The sequence below is a fragment of the Mesorhizobium sp. B2-3-13 genome, from assembly GCF_006442195.1.
GTDB classification, from domain to species: Bacteria; Pseudomonadota; Alphaproteobacteria; order Rhizobiales; family Rhizobiaceae; genus Mesorhizobium; species Mesorhizobium salmacidum.
The window spans coordinates 23435-37695 of record NZ_VFVQ01000036.1; the positions used below are offsets into that span (position 1 = coordinate 23435).

General features: G+C 63.6%; 21 protein-coding genes, 1 pseudogene and 1 riboswitch. Of the genes and pseudogenes, 14 read left to right on the top strand and 8 right to left on the bottom strand.

Features of this window, described 5'->3' with window-relative positions:
• The first annotated feature begins 33 nt into the window (after positions 1–33).
• Positions 34–189, top strand: coding sequence for a hypothetical protein (locus FJ941_RS29120; RefSeq protein WP_181170018.1), 156 nt, complete (start codon positions 34–36; stop codon positions 187–189).
• A gap of 126 nt (positions 190–315) precedes the next feature.
• Complete coding sequence (locus tag FJ941_RS27695; RefSeq protein ID WP_140510663.1) at positions 316–612, top strand: hypothetical protein; 297 nt, start codon at positions 316–318, stop codon at positions 610–612.
• Positions 613–716: 104 nt separating this feature from the next.
• On the opposite strand, the gene FJ941_RS27700 is transcribed toward FJ941_RS27695, so the two are convergent.
• The 4 genes from FJ941_RS27700 to FJ941_RS27715 form a co-directional block, all read right to left on the bottom strand.
• Positions 717–962 (bottom strand): DUF982 domain-containing protein, encoded by a 246-nt coding sequence (locus tag FJ941_RS27700; protein WP_140510665.1) that lies wholly within the window; start codon positions 960–962, stop codon positions 717–719.
• Positions 963–973: 11 nt separating this feature from the next.
• The gene (locus tag FJ941_RS27705) at positions 974–1210 is read right to left on the bottom strand and encodes a DUF982 domain-containing protein (protein ID WP_140510667.1); all 237 of its coding nucleotides are present in this window, start codon (positions 1208–1210) and stop codon (positions 974–976) included.
• A gap of 118 nt (positions 1211–1328) precedes the next feature.
• Positions 1329–1772, bottom strand: a complete 444-nt coding sequence (locus FJ941_RS27710; RefSeq protein ID WP_140510669.1) for a GFA family protein — start codon at positions 1770–1772, stop codon at positions 1329–1331.
• Positions 1773–1984: 212 nt separating this feature from the next.
• Positions 1985–2164, bottom strand: a complete 180-nt coding sequence (locus tag FJ941_RS27715; RefSeq protein ID WP_013894490.1) for a DUF3606 domain-containing protein — start codon at positions 2162–2164, stop codon at positions 1985–1987.
• 656 nt (positions 2165–2820) lie between these two features.
• Here FJ941_RS27715 and FJ941_RS27725 point away from each other — a divergent pair.
• The gene (locus tag FJ941_RS27725) at positions 2821–3249 is read left to right on the top strand and encodes a DoxX family protein (RefSeq protein WP_140510671.1); all 429 of its coding nucleotides are present in this window, start codon (positions 2821–2823) and stop codon (positions 3247–3249) included.
• A gap of 171 nt (positions 3250–3420) precedes the next feature.
• Here the strand turns inward: FJ941_RS27725 and FJ941_RS27730 are convergent, their stop codons facing one another.
• On the bottom strand, positions 3421–3726 hold the full coding sequence (locus FJ941_RS27730) for a hypothetical protein (RefSeq protein ID WP_127870393.1): 306 nt from the start codon (positions 3724–3726) through the stop codon (positions 3421–3423).
• Positions 3727–3816: 90 nt separating this feature from the next.
• Entirely contained in the window at positions 3817–4086 is a 270-nt protein-coding gene (locus FJ941_RS27735; RefSeq protein ID WP_140510672.1) for a hypothetical protein, read from the bottom strand.
• Positions 4087–4568: 482 nt separating this feature from the next.
• Between FJ941_RS27735 and FJ941_RS27745 the strand changes: the two genes are divergently transcribed.
• The gene (locus tag FJ941_RS27745) at positions 4569–4973 is read left to right on the top strand and encodes a hypothetical protein (protein ID WP_140510674.1); all 405 of its coding nucleotides are present in this window, start codon (positions 4569–4571) and stop codon (positions 4971–4973) included.
• Positions 4966–5295: a hypothetical protein gene (locus FJ941_RS27750; RefSeq protein WP_140510675.1), complete on the top strand. Its 330-nt coding sequence runs from the start codon at positions 4966–4968 to the stop codon at positions 5293–5295. Before FJ941_RS27745 ends, FJ941_RS27750 begins: the two co-directional genes overlap by 8 nt.
• Positions 5296–5475: 180 nt before the next feature.
• Here the strand turns inward: FJ941_RS27750 and FJ941_RS27755 are convergent, their stop codons facing one another.
• Positions 5476–6183, bottom strand: coding sequence for a hypothetical protein (locus FJ941_RS27755; RefSeq protein ID WP_140510677.1), 708 nt, complete (start codon positions 6181–6183; stop codon positions 5476–5478).
• 209 nt (positions 6184–6392) lie between these two features.
• Between FJ941_RS27755 and FJ941_RS27760 the strand changes: the two genes are divergently transcribed.
• From FJ941_RS27760 to FJ941_RS27790, 7 genes are all read left to right on the top strand, one after another.
• Positions 6393–7928, top strand: a complete 1536-nt coding sequence (locus FJ941_RS27760) for a glycosyltransferase family 39 protein (protein ID WP_140510678.1) — start codon at positions 6393–6395, stop codon at positions 7926–7928.
• A 185-nt stretch (positions 7929–8113) separates the two neighbouring features.
• Positions 8114–8632, top strand: coding sequence for a peptide-methionine (S)-S-oxide reductase MsrA (gene msrA, locus FJ941_RS27765; RefSeq protein ID WP_140510680.1), 519 nt, complete (start codon positions 8114–8116; stop codon positions 8630–8632).
• A 203-nt stretch (positions 8633–8835) separates the two neighbouring features.
• Positions 8836–8949: riboswitch (TPP riboswitch) on the top strand.
• The gene (locus FJ941_RS27770; protein WP_140510681.1) at positions 8940–9548 is read left to right on the top strand and encodes a YkoF family thiamine/hydroxymethylpyrimidine-binding protein; all 609 of its coding nucleotides are present in this window, start codon (positions 8940–8942) and stop codon (positions 9546–9548) included. Its footprint overlaps the riboswitch before it by 10 nt.
• A 41-nt stretch (positions 9549–9589) precedes the next feature.
• Complete coding sequence (locus FJ941_RS27775) at positions 9590–10408, top strand: ABC transporter permease (protein WP_181170022.1); 819 nt, start codon at positions 9590–9592, stop codon at positions 10406–10408.
• On the top strand, positions 10405–11172 hold the full coding sequence (locus tag FJ941_RS27780; protein WP_140510683.1) for an ABC transporter ATP-binding protein: 768 nt from the start codon (positions 10405–10407) through the stop codon (positions 11170–11172). The genes FJ941_RS27775 and FJ941_RS27780 overlap by 4 nt, the downstream gene beginning before the upstream one ends.
• A complete protein-coding gene (locus FJ941_RS27785; protein ID WP_140510684.1) occupies positions 11165–12181 on the top strand; it encodes an ABC transporter substrate-binding protein in 1017 nt (338 codons plus the stop codon). Before FJ941_RS27780 ends, FJ941_RS27785 begins: the two co-directional genes overlap by 8 nt.
• A 270-nt stretch (positions 12182–12451) precedes the next feature.
• Positions 12452–13060, top strand: a complete 609-nt coding sequence (locus tag FJ941_RS27790) for an isoprenylcysteine carboxylmethyltransferase family protein (RefSeq protein WP_246674041.1) — start codon at positions 12452–12454, stop codon at positions 13058–13060.
• Positions 13061–13140: 80 nt separating this feature from the next.
• On the opposite strand, the gene FJ941_RS29125 is transcribed toward FJ941_RS27790, so the two are convergent.
• On the bottom strand, positions 13141–13371 hold the full coding sequence (locus tag FJ941_RS29125; RefSeq protein WP_181166690.1) for a hypothetical protein: 231 nt from the start codon (positions 13369–13371) through the stop codon (positions 13141–13143).
• Between FJ941_RS29125 and FJ941_RS27795 the strand changes: the two genes are divergently transcribed.
• Together FJ941_RS27795 and FJ941_RS27800 are read left to right on the top strand one after the other, a co-directional pair.
• Positions 13346–13510: a DUF3309 family protein gene (locus FJ941_RS27795; protein ID WP_023768317.1), complete on the top strand. Its 165-nt coding sequence runs from the start codon at positions 13346–13348 to the stop codon at positions 13508–13510. The genes FJ941_RS29125 and FJ941_RS27795 overlap by 26 nt on opposite strands.
• Positions 13511–13822: 312 nt before the next feature.
• A pseudogene (locus FJ941_RS27800) lies at positions 13823–13949 on the top strand (spermidine/putrescine ABC transporter ATP-binding protein); the annotation flags it as partial.
• Positions 13950–14261: the final 312 nt, after the last annotated feature.

Here is a 14261-nt window from a genome sequence, read left to right on the forward strand (position 1 = left end):
GGTTGCAGCGCCTTTCACGCAAGCACCGGCTCTTTGCGCCGCGACAAGTGGTCCCGGGCAAAGCCGGGCGCCACGCTGATCATGCTGATCGTGCTGGTGCTTGCGCACCGGCTCGAACCCAAGGCTGGCATTGCGAAAGAGGCCGACAAGAAACCCGCTCCGGCTCCAACGGGCCGGTTCCGCGAATAAGCCTCTTTTCCAACCCTTGGGGCCAACGCTGTGGGCCAACCCATGGGGCCAACCTTTTGGGCCGACGGGCGTTGTCTCCATGAAGGGAAGGCCGCCGCGGGCGGCCATGCAACGAAGGAGGCCGAGATGAAACCTCTCGCCATTGCGTCATGCGCCGCGATGCTGGCCCTGGCAGTGCCGGCAGTGGCACAGGCGGATCAACAGATACCGAACCAGCAAACCGACAAATGCCGGGCGCAAACGGACCAGGGCGGCAAGCAGCAGCCCGGCGGCGGCGACCTCAGCGAAAAGCTCAACGATTGCGGCGGCGTGCTGAAGCCGCCGCCCACCGGCGACCAGGGCATGGCCGCGCCGGCGCCCGACGAAGGCAAGACGCCGATAATCAAGCCGGGCGAAGTGCCGCCCCAGCCGCCGAAGCAGTAGAACTGGTCAGGCGACATCATCATCGAGGCAGCGGAACCTCGCAGATCGCCACTGGTTCCACACAATGGAGGCGAGTTCGCCTGCTTTTTTGGACTTTTCTTGACTTACCTGACCAGAAGGCCGGCGTGATCGCACAGCGCGGTGAAGGCCTCCTGCGCCTGTGCCACGCCTTCATTGTTTTGCAGCGCCGACTCGATCTTTTCGCGCGCGGCTTGGTAGAAAGGGCCGCGCTTGGCTTGTGGCCAGTCGATCAGGATTTCACTGGCGTCCTGGAGCGTGGCCACGTCACGGATCGTGTCCGACCCATGCGGCTTGACCCGCAGCGGTGTCGACAGCATCAAATACGCCATTTTTATTCCCGCTATTGGAGGATGCGCGCTTCGCGCGCGGCGTCGATCATCGCCCGCATCGCTTTTTCCGGCGGCGCCCAGCCATCCAGGGCATCGCGGCAGCTGCGCAGTGCCGCCCGGTAGCGCCGGCCTTGGCCGGCCGGCCAATCGCCAAGGCACTCCAGCCCTTCCCAGGCGCTGCGCACCACGCGCTCCCGCTCAGGGGCGAATTTGAGGCGGATCGGTCGGGGAAACATCTTGTCGTTCAACGGTCGTCTCCATGAATAGTGCATGTGAGCAGAAGCCGACATGCACCGAGGAAGCGGCGGATAACGTGGCCGACAGGGGAGGGTTCCGGGCCCCGACGATCAATTTTCAATCTTGCTTTCAGTCGCGCGCGACGGTGTCCGACAATGGCCTGGGCGCGGGCAGATCCGCGCCCAGCGCCCGCGGCCGGTCATGCTCGAACTGCTCGGCGCCGGGCAAGGCATGCAGCCAGGCTTCGCGCCGGCCGGTCCACAATTCATATTGCGGTGCTAGGTCCGTCGGCGCGATGTCGAGGCTGCCGAGCATCACCTCGGCCTCGTTGTCGTCGACCCAGGCGACGCGGCTGCCGCAGGTCGGGCAAAAGCTGCGTGTGCCGTAGCTGGCCACTTGGCCCGATGTCTCGAAAGCATCGCGCGGCCAGATGGCAAAGGCCGAATAGACCGAACCGCCCGCCTTGCGGCAGTCCTTGCAGTGGCAAAGGCCGACCCGCGACGGCTGGCCGGTGACGACGAATTGCACGCCGCCGCATAGGCAGCTGCCGGTCCTGCGGGTTATCTCGGACATGGTTGCGGCCCCTCCCTTTTTCGCCAGTCTGGCTTCGTCAGTTTGGCATACCGCGGGCCGGGCGGGACAGATGCTCGTCTGCCATTTCGTTGGCCAGGATGAGAAACCGGGAAAAAGACATCGTGTTCACCGTACCGCCGGGCCCGGTTGACGCGGCCCGCAGCATCCTTCAACGCGACGCAGGCGAAATGGTTGCCGCCTCGCGCCTTCTTCTATCCTCGCGCCGCCATGTGGTTGTCGAGCTTCTTGCGCGAGGGGCCGTAGCGCTTGATGATGGTCTGCGCCTCGCTCTGCGGAATGCCGTATTTGCGCGCGAAGGCGGCGACCTCATAAGTGTCCTCGCTCGAGACCAGCTTGCGGTCCTGTTTGGTCTTCGATTTGTCGTCGGGCATGGCGGGCCTCACTTTCTGTAAGCCGCATGATCGCGCGGACGTCTAGCTGTCGCGGTCAGACATAACACGGATCGGCCATGCTGGTTCCATGGCGGATGGCGGTGACCGCCGGGCACTTACCGCCGGCCCCGGTTCAGGCCGATGGAGCGGCCGGGGCCGACGCTGTGGCTGTCGCGCGCCCCGCATTCGGCGCAGGGCGCGCTGGCGCCGGGGCAGCCGCGGGAATGCGTGCCGGCGGGACAGCAAAGGCCGTTTGAACTCGCCCAACGCGGGCACTGGAAAACCTGTCCGGTGCCGCCGCAGCCATCGCACTCCAGGACCGGCGACCGGACCAGATAGGACTTCGTCCCCAACCTGACGTTTGCGCCCAAAACTCGACCCACCCAAGATTACTGCACGGAACACGCCATGCATTAGCCCCAGCTAACATATCATGTTGCCGGTTACGGACAAGTTTCAGGATCGTTAATTGTTCGTGAACGCCTGGCGCGTGTCGCGGCGGCCGGCAATCGGCGCCTTGGGCCTGCTTGCTTCCCCTTCGAGGGGTGCCGTACATCAGCCGTCAAACCGATGTCGGAGAGAAAAATCGCTGGCTGATGTCGGATCCGCGCGCGGCGGTGCGTCCTTGGGGCTGATGAAACTGGAGGAATACAACCATGCCGTCGCAAATCACACAATCGCCGTGGCAGACCGCGGCCCTTCTCGTCGCCCGGCTGATTTTCGCGGCCGTCTTCCTGATGGCGGTGACTTTCAAGTTCATGGGCATGGAGGCCACGGCGGGCTATATCGCGGCCGCCGGTTTCCCGTTCCCGCTCTTCCTCGCATGGTGCGCGGCGATCCTGGAGGTTGCGCTGGTGCTGTGTTTCCTCAGCGGTGCCTTCTTCACCCAGGCCGCGCTGGTCGCCGCCGCCTATGTGCTGTTCCTGGCCTTGGCCTTCCACGGACCCAGCCACTGGGCCGGCAACCAGGCCGAATTCGGCTTCTTCGTCGACCATTTTTCGTTCCTGGCCGGACTGCTTTTCGCGGCGGTCCATGGACCGGGAAGAATCCTGGCGCTGAACCTGGGATGGCCGGGCAGGGGATGACGCCCGCCCGGGGCAGGGCATGACGCCCGCCCGGGGCAGGGCATGACGCCCGCCCGGGGCAGGGCCTAGCGGCCCGCCCGGGGCAGGGCCTAGGGGCCCGCCCGGGGCAGGGCCTAGGGGCCCGCCCGGGGCAGGGCGTAAGAAGCCCGCCAGGCGAGGCGTGAGGAGCCCTCACATCTGGTCGTTATAAGGCTCCTTCATCTGGCCGACCATGCGGGCCAGCTTCGAAAAGGATGGCATGTCCGCCTCCGGCTGGCACTGGTTGGCAAGTTCCAGCAGCCGGATCGGGAAGTTGACGGCGTCGCGGCTCGACGCCGACATGCCTCCTGACCGCTCCTCGCCGGTTTCCGAGGCCTCGGCCTTGCGTAGCGCGATGTCGATCTCCTCCGATGTGAGCACCCCCTTTTTGACCAGGACGTGGTTGATCGAGGCGACGGCCATCAGCAGGCCCTCGAGTTGCAGATTGGCGACGTTCATGGCGATTGCTCCAGTGGCTGGGTTCCAAACGCGCGAGCGGCATTTCCGATCCGACGTGGAGAAGCGCCGCGGCCTTTTGGCGACATGCGTCTACTCCTCCGTCAGGCGCTCGCCATATTCGCGCCACAGCGCCCTGACCTCCAGGCTGCCGAGGCGCGGGATCGAAGGGTCGCCGCAGTCTATGGCGACGGTGCCGATGTCGTAGTTGGGGTAAGCGCCGGCGACGAAGCGGATCGCTTCGCCAAGCGAGTGCACCCGGATGATCGGATCGGCCTGGCCCTGGCCAGTGCTGCGCACACCGGAAACCGTGGCCGGAGCGTGCCGCATCCTGAAGACGGATGCCATGGCTGGTCTGTCCATCGTCCTCTCCACAAGGCCGTGCGACGGGAATCATTCCATGAGCTGCCGCTGATGATTTCACAGGAGCCGGCTGATGAAAAGCCGGATGAATGTCTGGGCTGGCGTCATGCTCTCTCGGTCAAATGTGAATTTTTTCCTAGGAGCCGTTGACCGGGTGAGGGCAGCCATGCTATAAATTTGTCCATGGTGCTGATTTGCGCCAACGACCCGCCGCCAAGGCGGGTTTTGTGTTTCTGCCGCCATGCCAGGGACGCTACTGCGGTTGCAAATTTGAATGCTGGCGGGACAGCGCCCCTCTGGCCTGCCGGCCATCTCCCCCTCTTGGGGGGAGATCAGATACAATCGCGACCTTCGCCAACCGCCTGCGCTCCAAGACTGGGCGAGGCGTCCAACCTGCCAATCTCCCCCCAAGAGGGGGAGATGTCCGGCAGGACAGAGGGGGGCGCCGTAGAGCGCTACCTCCGCGAGATGCGAGAAATCCCATGACACGTTACGCCACCATCATCACCGGCGACGACGGCCTTGAAGTCGTCAGCGCCATCGGCCAATTCGAGGGCGCGGCGCCTCGGGCGCGCCTCGGCCGTGTCGAGGCGGTTGCGCCCGACGTGCTGATCGGCATGGTGCGGGAGGCGGCTGGCGGTTTCTGTTTTCCGCAAGCAGGCACAGACAGCCGCGCTGTCGGTCTTGTCATGGCCAGACTCAAGGCGCGAGCCAATGCTGCAAAACCTGCAAGCGCGGCAAAACCGGCCAGCACGGCAAGGCAGAAGGGTGCCAAGCGGGCCAGGAAGAAATCCGCCCGCTCGAAAAAGCCGGCCAGGCGGGCCAAGCAGGCGCTGCCGGAGGCTGCCGCCGGTGATACCAATGCCGTGGCGCAGATCCATGACTGACGAAACCGGGCCGTCGCGCGCAAAGGCAAGGTCGGCAAAGCGCAAGCCCGTCGCCAGCCCGGCAGCCGCGAAGACGCCCCGCCCGAAGCGGACGAAGAAGACGCTGGGCGACGATTTTCTCACCGCCGTGCGGGCCGATTTCCGCATCCATGGCGCCGGCGTCCTCGCCGAGGTGCGCACCGAGAAGCCGGACCAGTACCTCAAGATCGTGCTTTCGGTACTGCCCAAGGACATCGATGTCGCCATCAACCAACTGGACACGCTCTCGGATATATTGTTCGAGGTGATCGTGCGGAAGTTCAGGCCAGCGGGGGAGGAATGACCTGGGCCTCTTCCGCGGCTCGATCGAGCCAAAGCCCGCCTTGGCTCGCGCCAAGGCGGGCTTTTTGCGTTTGTGGCTCCTGCCCAAGGCGCGTTTGAATGGATCGAGGCGACGCGCGCTCAGGTCTTCATCTTCATGCCTGCCGTTCTCCCGGTGCCCGGCGGGCTTGGGGGACGTGCCTTAGGCCAGGATGTTGACCGCGCGGGCCGCGACAAGCGCGATCGTCAGCAGCGAGATCATCGCCTCGGCCATCATCAGCAGCTTGGCGCGTTGGGAGAGCGGCAATGTGTCGGTTGGCGAAAACGCCGTCGCATTGGTGAAGGCGAGGAAGAAATAGTCGACGAAGCCCGGCAGCCAGTCGCGGATCTCGCGGTCGCTCAGGGTCATTTGCGGAAATAGGAAATCGGCATGGGCGCGTGTGACGAGGCCGCAGGTCGGCGGCCCGCCCCGGTCGGTGCTCCAGAACCACAAGGCAAAGACGATAACGTTGGTGACCCAGATGTTGAGCGCGTCGACCAGCAGCGTTTGGCCGCTGGAGCCGGCATGGCCGGCCAGCAAGGCACGCACCAGAAGCGCCAGAGAGCCGCAATTCATGACGCTGACGAGGCCGGTCATCACCAGGGCCGTCCTGCGGATCATGACGCGAAACCGGCCAACCAGATACCAGTGCTCCTCCTCGACCGCTTTCTGGGTGGCGACCTGCGTCCAGGCGGTGGCTACGGACAGGGGTACGAGCAGGGCGGCCTCCAGCGCCGGCGCCAGCCAGCGGGGGCCGAACGAAAGATCGTTGATGACCAGAAGCTGCAGGCAGATGATGACAAGGACCGCCGCGCGCGCCAGCCAGAAGTCGAGCGCGCGGTGGTGGATGACGGCATGCTGGTGACGCATCGAGTATCCGGAATGTTCAAGTGGGATCAGTGTGCGGGCTGTTCTGCCCGGCGACGGCAGTAAGAGACCGTAGATCCCGCTCAATCTTGGTCTTGCAATGACCTGAAAGCATACTTTTTTGTAAGCTTTGATGTTGGGGCTGTTCGGCAAACCAGGCGATGTGGTCTAAGCGCCGCATGGCGGGAATTGACGACTCCATCGATCGTTGGATGCCAGCAGGGCTGCCTGCCGCGGGGCTGGACTCAGCGTCGGTCTGGTCCGCCCTGCTTCGGCACCCCTGGGGTTTGCTGGCGCTTCTGTGCCTGGCGCAGACCCTGTGCTGGACGGTGGTGCCAACACTCATCAATCCCGCACCGCCCGGTGATGTCGTGGAAGGCTTCATGTGGGGCCGCGAATGGGTGCTTTTAACCTACAAGCATCCGCAACTGCCCGGCTGGCTGCTCGAGATCAGCCATCTTCTGACCGGATCGTTCCGCTGGCCGCAATATTTGCTCGCTCAGCTGACGATTTCGGCCACCTTCGTCCTGGTCTATCTGCTGGCCCGCGACATGCTCGGACAACGCCGCGCGCTGGCTGCCGTGCTTTTGATGCCATCGATATATTTCTTCGGCTGGCCGACGCCGCAATTCAATCACGACTATGCGCAGATGCCGTTCTGGGCCGCGATCTGCTGGCTGTTGTGGCGCGCCGGCCGCGGCGGCGGGCCAGGCTGGTGGCTGGCGCTCGGACTGGTGTCCGGCGTCGGGCTCTACGCCAAGTTCTCTACCGGACTGCTGCTTGCCTTCGGCGGCCTCTGGCTGCTGTCGGACACTCGCGCGCGCAGCCGGCTGGCGACACCCTGGCCATGGCTTGGCCTGGCCGTTTTTCTCGCGGTCGCCGCGCCGCTGGCCGTCGCACTTTACCGCATGGATTTCCTGCCGCTGACCTATTTCGCCGGCCGCGACGCTTGGGTGACCGAACACCGTGCGCGGCTCTACTATATCGGCGTCCAGATCGCCGGGTTTTCCGGCTTTCTCCTGGTGTTGGCGCTATCAGGGCTCTTGCGGCGCTCACCAGCCCCGCAAGAGCCGGTCGAGCGCGGCACCCTCGTCTATCTCATATGGATGGGGCTTGGGCCCGCGGCGCTAGTCATGGTCGCCTCGCTGTTCACCGGCACCGGCGAGGCCTGGAGCGCGCCGATGTACAATCTAGTCGGTGTGGTCGCGCTGGCCTTTCTCGGTCACCGGCTCGGCGCCATCGAGATGCGAAAGCTGGCGATCTGCGCCTTCATCTGCATCGTCACCATGTCGGGCGCCTATGCGGCAATCCGCTGGACGGACTGCAATGTGCGCGGGCGCATGGACGCCGTCTGCTGGCCGGCGCAGCCGATCTCGGACGAGGCCGAGGCAATCTGGCACGCAGCGGCGCCCGGCCGGCTCGACATCGTCGGTGGCGACACCAATCTTGCTATGCTGGCGGGCCTCAATGCCGATGACAAGCCGTCGATCTTCACCGACCTCGATATGCGGTTCGCACCCTGGATCACGAGGCAGCGGTTGCGCGACCATGGCATGCTGATGATTTGGCGGGGTCATGGCGTGCCGCCACAGTTGCGGGCATGGTTGGACAACATCCCGGTCAAGACGGTTCTTTTCAACTGGTCGCGCGAGGCGCCGCCGGTAGCGATCAGTTTTGCCGCCATTCCGCCTGGTACGCGATATCTGCCGGTTGCCGCCAGCAGCCGGACCCGGCATCCGCGCGTCTAAGGCGGGCAGTGTCATGCGCCGGTTCGTTAGGGGGCGCCTTCCACCGGTATGACCGAATGGCCGCTCGTCTGACTGGACGAACCGGGCGACAATGCCCATTTATGGGGATATCCATATTTGTTGTCGCGCAATTCCCCGGGGAAAGCCGCTACACTTTTCCTGGGATTGCCTTGAGGAGACGTTACATGGCGACTTCGAGCGAACGTGCAGTGCTTGCCGGTGGCTGCTTCTGGGGCATGCAGGATCTGATCCGGCGCTTCCCGGGCGTCCTCGCCACCCGTGTCGGCTACAGCGGCGGCGACGTGCCGAACGCCACCTATCGCAATCATGGCACGCATGCCGAAGCCATCGAGATCACCTTCGATCCGGCGAAAATCAGCTTCCGCCAGCTTCTGGAATTCTTCTTCCAGATCCACGATCCGACGACGCGCAACCGCCAGGGCAACGATGTCGGCATGAGCTATCGCTCGGCAATCTACTACACCAGCGAGGAGCAGAAGCGTGTGGCGGAGGACGCCATCGCCGATGTCGATGCCTCCGGCCTGTGGCCCGGCAAGGTTGTCACCGAGCTCGCGCCGGTCGGTGCGTTCTGGGAGGCCGAGCCCGAGCACCAGGATTATCTGGAGAAATATCCCAACGGCTACACCTGCCATTTCATCAGGCCAGGCTGGAAACTGCCGGTTCGCGAAAAGGCAGTTTCATAAGTTTTTTTGGCGGCGGGCAGAATTTCTATAAATTCAACGCCAGAGCGGTTCACGGGCTTCGCGGAAGCAACTGACCGCTCTATCTCTTTGTTTTGACGCAAGTCCGGCCAGGGGCACCCGGTTGCGTCTGCGCTGGCGCAATGCTTTTGGCGCAGCTTGCTGAAAAAACAGCTTCCCCAACCGATCGAATGGTGCTTTAACGCCGCCATCCACAGGGGTGCTCCGTACGGTCGGGGCTGAGACGGGGGCGGCAAGCCCACAGACCCTAGAAGCTGATCTGGGTAATACCAGCGGAGCGAGGCGGGCGATGTTTTCAGGCGCACAGGTTTCCCTATATCCAATGGCCGACGATTTTGTCGGCGTCATCCTGGGCGCGCTCGGCGCGCTCGATCCGTACCGCGACAAGCTCAGGATCGAGACCGACGACATCTCGACCCTGCTGGTCGGGCCCCCCGAGGTGTTGTTCCCGGCGCTGCGCGACCTTTTCGTGGCTGCGTCCGGCAGCGGCAAGCATTGCGTGCTGTCGGCCACCATTTCGCGTGGCTGTCCAGGGGAGCCGGACGATCCAATCTGCCGCTCCAACACGTTCGGCGGACCCGCCGGGCCACTCGGACCACGCAAGCAAGCGGCCATCACCGCCGTGCGCGGCGCGCCCGCCACTGGCCAGCCAGCGGCGGCGCAGTTCTCGCTCTATGTGATGGGCACGGACGACCACATGGACGAGATCTATGGCTGCATCGATTTCCTGAAGCAGTCCGGCGTCTACGATCGCTCCAAGAATTTCTGCACCAAGCTGCGCGGCGATGCCGGCGCGATCTTCTCGGCGCTCGATGAAGCGTTCTGCCGCTTCGGGCCAGGCGCCGGCCACGTAACCCTCGACGTCACGGTTTCGGCCAACAGTCCCACTGCCGTCTGAACCGCTCGCGCCGAAGCGCGCGCCGTCAAGGTTATCCTCTCGTGGTTTCATCGTCATTCAACCCGCGTCAACTCGCGGGCTTCTTCGCCCAGGCAGCGCCGGCCGTGATAACGATCGGTCTGGTGCTCGTGGCTTGGGAACTCTACGCAAACCATTCCGGCATCAAGGCGACGGTTCTGCCGGCGCCCTCGCGCGTCTTCGAACAGGCGATGCTCAATCGTGACGCGCTGCTCGACAATGCCATTCCCACCATCGGCGCCACGCTGATCGGTTTTGCCTGTTCGCTCAGCGCCGCCTTTGCGCTGTCGATGCTGGTCGACTTCTTCCAGCCTTTGCGGCGCGCGCTGTTTCCCGTGTTTATCGTCAGCCAGACTTTGCCGCTGGTCGCCATTGCGCCATTGGTGGTGCTTTGGTTCGGTTTCGGGCTGACGCCCAAGATCATGCTGGTGGCGCTGGTCACCTTCTTCCCGATGCTGGTGGCCCTCGTACAGGGCTACGAGGCGACCGAGGTTGAGATTGGCCAGATGCTGCGCGCCATGGGAGCAGGGCGCTGGCGGGTCTTCATGCTGGCACGGTTGCCTTCGGCGCTGCCGTATTTCTTCGCGGGCCTCAGGATCTCCATCACTTACGCCGTCGTCGGCGCCATCTTCGCCGAATATGCGGGCGCGGCCAAAGGGCTGGGCATCTACATGCTCAACGCCAAGAACAATTTCCGTCCCGACCTGGTGCTCGCCGCCGTCGGCGTCAGCGCCGCGCTCACCCTCGTCCTGTTCGGGCTGACGGTGCTGCTGCAGCGTCTGGCCATGCCCTGGGAACAAGCCGCTGGCAGGCAAGCCGCCGGAAGAGGCCCGCAAGCATGAGCCGGCTCGAATTGCGGCATATGCGCAAGGTCTTTGGCGGGCTCGAAGTGCTCGCCGACATTTCACTGCGCGTGGATGCCGGCGAATTCGTCTCGATCCTTGGGCCTTCGGGTGCCGGCAAGTCGACGCTGTTCCAGCTTTTGACCGGCGCCGAGCATGGCGAGGGTGAGATGTTCTTCGACGGCGCGCCGCTCGACGATCACGGCAGGCATTTCGCCTTCATGCCGCAGCGCGACGCGCTGATGCCGTGGCGGCGCATCCTCGACAACACGACGCTGGGGCTCGAGGTGCAAGGCGTCAGCCGCAAGGAGGCGCGGACGCGGGTCGCGCCGCTGTTTGCCGAGTTCGGGCTTGCCGGCTTCGAGCGGCATTTTCCAGCGCAGCTTTCGGGCGGCATGCGCCAGCGCGCGGCGCTGCTGCGCACTGTCGTGCAGGAACGCGACATGTTGCTGCTCGACGAGCCGTTCGGCGCGCTCGATGCACTGACCCGGGCGGCCATGCAGCGCTGGCTCGAACAGATGTGGCGGCATCATCGCTGGACGGCGATGCTGATCACCCATGATGTGCGCGAAGCCGTGTTCCTGTCCGACCGCATCTATGTGCTGTCGGCGCGGCCGGCCCATGTCGTGCGCGAAATCAAGGTGCCACTGCCGCGCCCGCGTGATCCGACCAGCACCGCCACACGGCAGGCCGGGGCACTCGAGGCCGAAATCCTCGATATTTTGCTCAACCTCCAGCCATCCAAAGGACATGACCATGACTGACTTGACGCGCAGGCAAGCTCTGCTGCTCACCCTTGCCGGCAGCGTACCGCTGATCACCGGATCGAGCCGCTCCTTCGCGGCAACGCGGAAGGTTACCGTCGCGCTCGACTGGACGGTCAACACCAACCACATCGGGCTGTTCGTCGCCCGCGACAAGGGCTTTTATCGCGAGGCGGGCCTCGAGGTCGACATCCTGCCCTATAGCGATACCGGTGCCGGTACGCTTGTCGCCAACCGCGTCGCCGATTTCGGCATCAACGGCACCATCAGCCTGTTCACCCAGAGGACCGCTGGGGCCGACTTGAAGGGTGTCTATGCCGTCGTGCAGTCCGAGACAGGCCGGCTGGTGTTCAATGCGGCGCGCAGCGAGATCAAAAGTCCGAAGGATCTGGATGGCCTGACCTATGGCGGCTTCGGCAGTGCCTGGGAAAACGCACTGATTTCAACCATCATCCGGCATGATGGCGGCAAGGGCGATTTCGAGACGGTGACGCTCGGCACTTCCGCCTACGAGGCGCTGGCCAACGGCTCGGTCGACTTCACGCTCGAAGTGTCGACCTGGGAGGGCGTCGAAGCCGAACTCAAGGGCGTCAAGCAGCGCAGCTTCGTCTACGCCGACTATGGCGTCCCCGACGAGCACACGACGCTTATCTCTTCGAGCGAAGCCTATCTCCAGGCAAATCCCGAGCTGGCGTCATCCTTCATCCAGGCAACGCGGCGGGGTTATCAGTTCGCGGTCGATCATCCAGAGGAAGCCGCCACGCTGCTGATCGCCGCCAACAAGGATGCCCTGAGCAATCCGGCGCTGATCCACGCCTCGCTGAAGACACTGATCGAGGGGCACTATCTGCGCGGGCAAGACGGCACCATCGGCATCATGGATCCGGCCAAGATGGAAGCGATCGGCTCCTATCTCCTTGCTGCCGGCATCCTGCACGACGCCGATGGCAAGATCGTCGCGCAACGTCCCGATTTTGCGAAATATTTCAGCAATGTGTACCTCAGATAGGCATCAATGCGGAAACCGCGAAAGGATCGTCCGATACTGGACGCCGGGATGTCGCCAAGGTTGCGGCCCCGACAAACCCCGGGTGCGGCCCTCACCTTCGATCCGGTTTGATGCCGATCTGATCTTCTCGGTTAACGGCCCGGCAATGGTTGCGTGCGAGGGTCGCCCCGAGGGATCATCGGGATGCTTGCCTTGCTCATGTTAAAAAGCGACACACTTTCGCCTGCAGCAGATAACCGGTTTTTGTCCGCGGCGCGCAAGCGCGAGATTATGCTCGACCTGCGCGAAGGTTTCTTTCGTGTCTGCGCCTTGGTGTGCGCGGGGCTGTTCGTCTATCGCGGCGTCTATCAGCTTATCGAGGATCCGACCCGGCTCAATGCCGCGCTGGTGGCGATTTCCGAGATACTCACCTTCACCTGGCTGCTTCTGTCGCGGCGTCCGGTGACGCGTGACTGGAACCCGCTGACGGTCATCGTTTCGGTGTCAGCCAGTTTTGGCGTTGCGTTGATCACCCTCCAACCAGGCATTGCACTCATTCCCCTTTATGTCGCCGCGCCGTTGCAGTTCATCGCGCTGTTGTTCGTTATCTGGGGCAAGATCTCGCTGGGGCGCTCTTTTGCGATCCTGCCCGCCAATCGCGGTGTGATGACGGGCGGTGCCTATCGGCTGGTGCGGCATCCGATCTATGCCGGTTACCTCGCCGGCCATGTGCTCTACCTCCTGTCGGCCTTTTCCTTCCACAATCTCGCGGTCTATGCGGTAATTACCTATCTCCAGCTTTACCGCATCTTGCGCGAGGAGGCCTTGTTGGCCACCGTGGCGGAGTATCGCGCCTACATGGAACGCGTGCACTACAGGCTGTTCTATCGGCTATTCTGAGAGCAAGATCGCCAAGACACTGTTGGCGAACTCATTTTTGGGCTGTTCAGGGGCGGGTCGCCTCAACATCGCCCAGTGAATCAAAGATTCCCGGCAAAAGCCAGGGTTGTCAGCAGTCCGAGCCCGCCGTCCAGGCGGGCTTTTCTGCGTTTCGGGGCTGAATGTTCCGCAGTTGCAATGGTCCGGCGGAACGCCAGCCCCCCTAAAACGTTCATACCTTGCAACATCCGAAATGGCGCGATGTTGAAACAGCGCGAAAGCGCGCATTCAGGAGCAGGGAAGGCCATGGGTCTAGGAACGATACTGATCATTATTCTAATCCTCGCGCTGCTCGGCGGCTTCAGCGGTCTCGGCGGTGGCCCGTTCTACGGAACCGGTTATTATGGTGGTGGCGGTCTCGGACTTGTGTTGCTCATCGTCATCATCCTTGTCGTTCTGGGACGCATTTAGCAGTTCGATCACGGCGGCAATCGCCACGTCGCCGGGCACCGGATTGTGATGCAAGCAAGCCGGCTTGTGATCCGGCATTCCGCGGGACTCGCATATGGTGATTGCGGTCCACACCCCCGTGGAAACAAGAGGAGAAGGTCCCACCCTTTCATCCTCCTCCAAGGCCCGCCCGGTGTCCCCGGAGCGGGCTTTCCTTTTTCATCAAAGCGATTGCCTCGAAGTGCTGGCTCGCCGCAGGGTGATACTGGGCCACTTGCGGTGAAGCGTCCGTCCGCGGCGATCGCTGACAGAGTTCACATAGCTGCGCGTGCTCTCGACGAGCCGCTCGGCGCGCTCGACAAGGCGTTGCGCTTCCATGCAGATCGAATTGAAGCGCATCCAGCGCGAGATCGGCATCACCACCATCTTCGTCACCCACGACCAGGAAGAAGCGCTGACAGGCTGGCGGAGGGGCAGGATGTGGTGCTGCGGTGGTCACCGGAGAGCACGGTGCTGATCGCGGCGGGGTAGTCAGGGCGTCTATAGCTGCGACGGTTGGCATTCCTTCGCGCCCCCCTCTGTCCTGCCGGACATCTCCCCCCACGAGGGAGGAGATCGGCTGTCATCGCCGGTTTCACAGATGTGCCACGTGCAAAAAGTGTAGTAAGGCTGAAGCTGCCAATCTCCCCCTCGTGGGGGCCCGTTGCGCAATATTGCGGGAGGCTTGTTGTGAGGATTGAGGGCGGCCATTTTCGTTGCTTTGGAGGCTTTT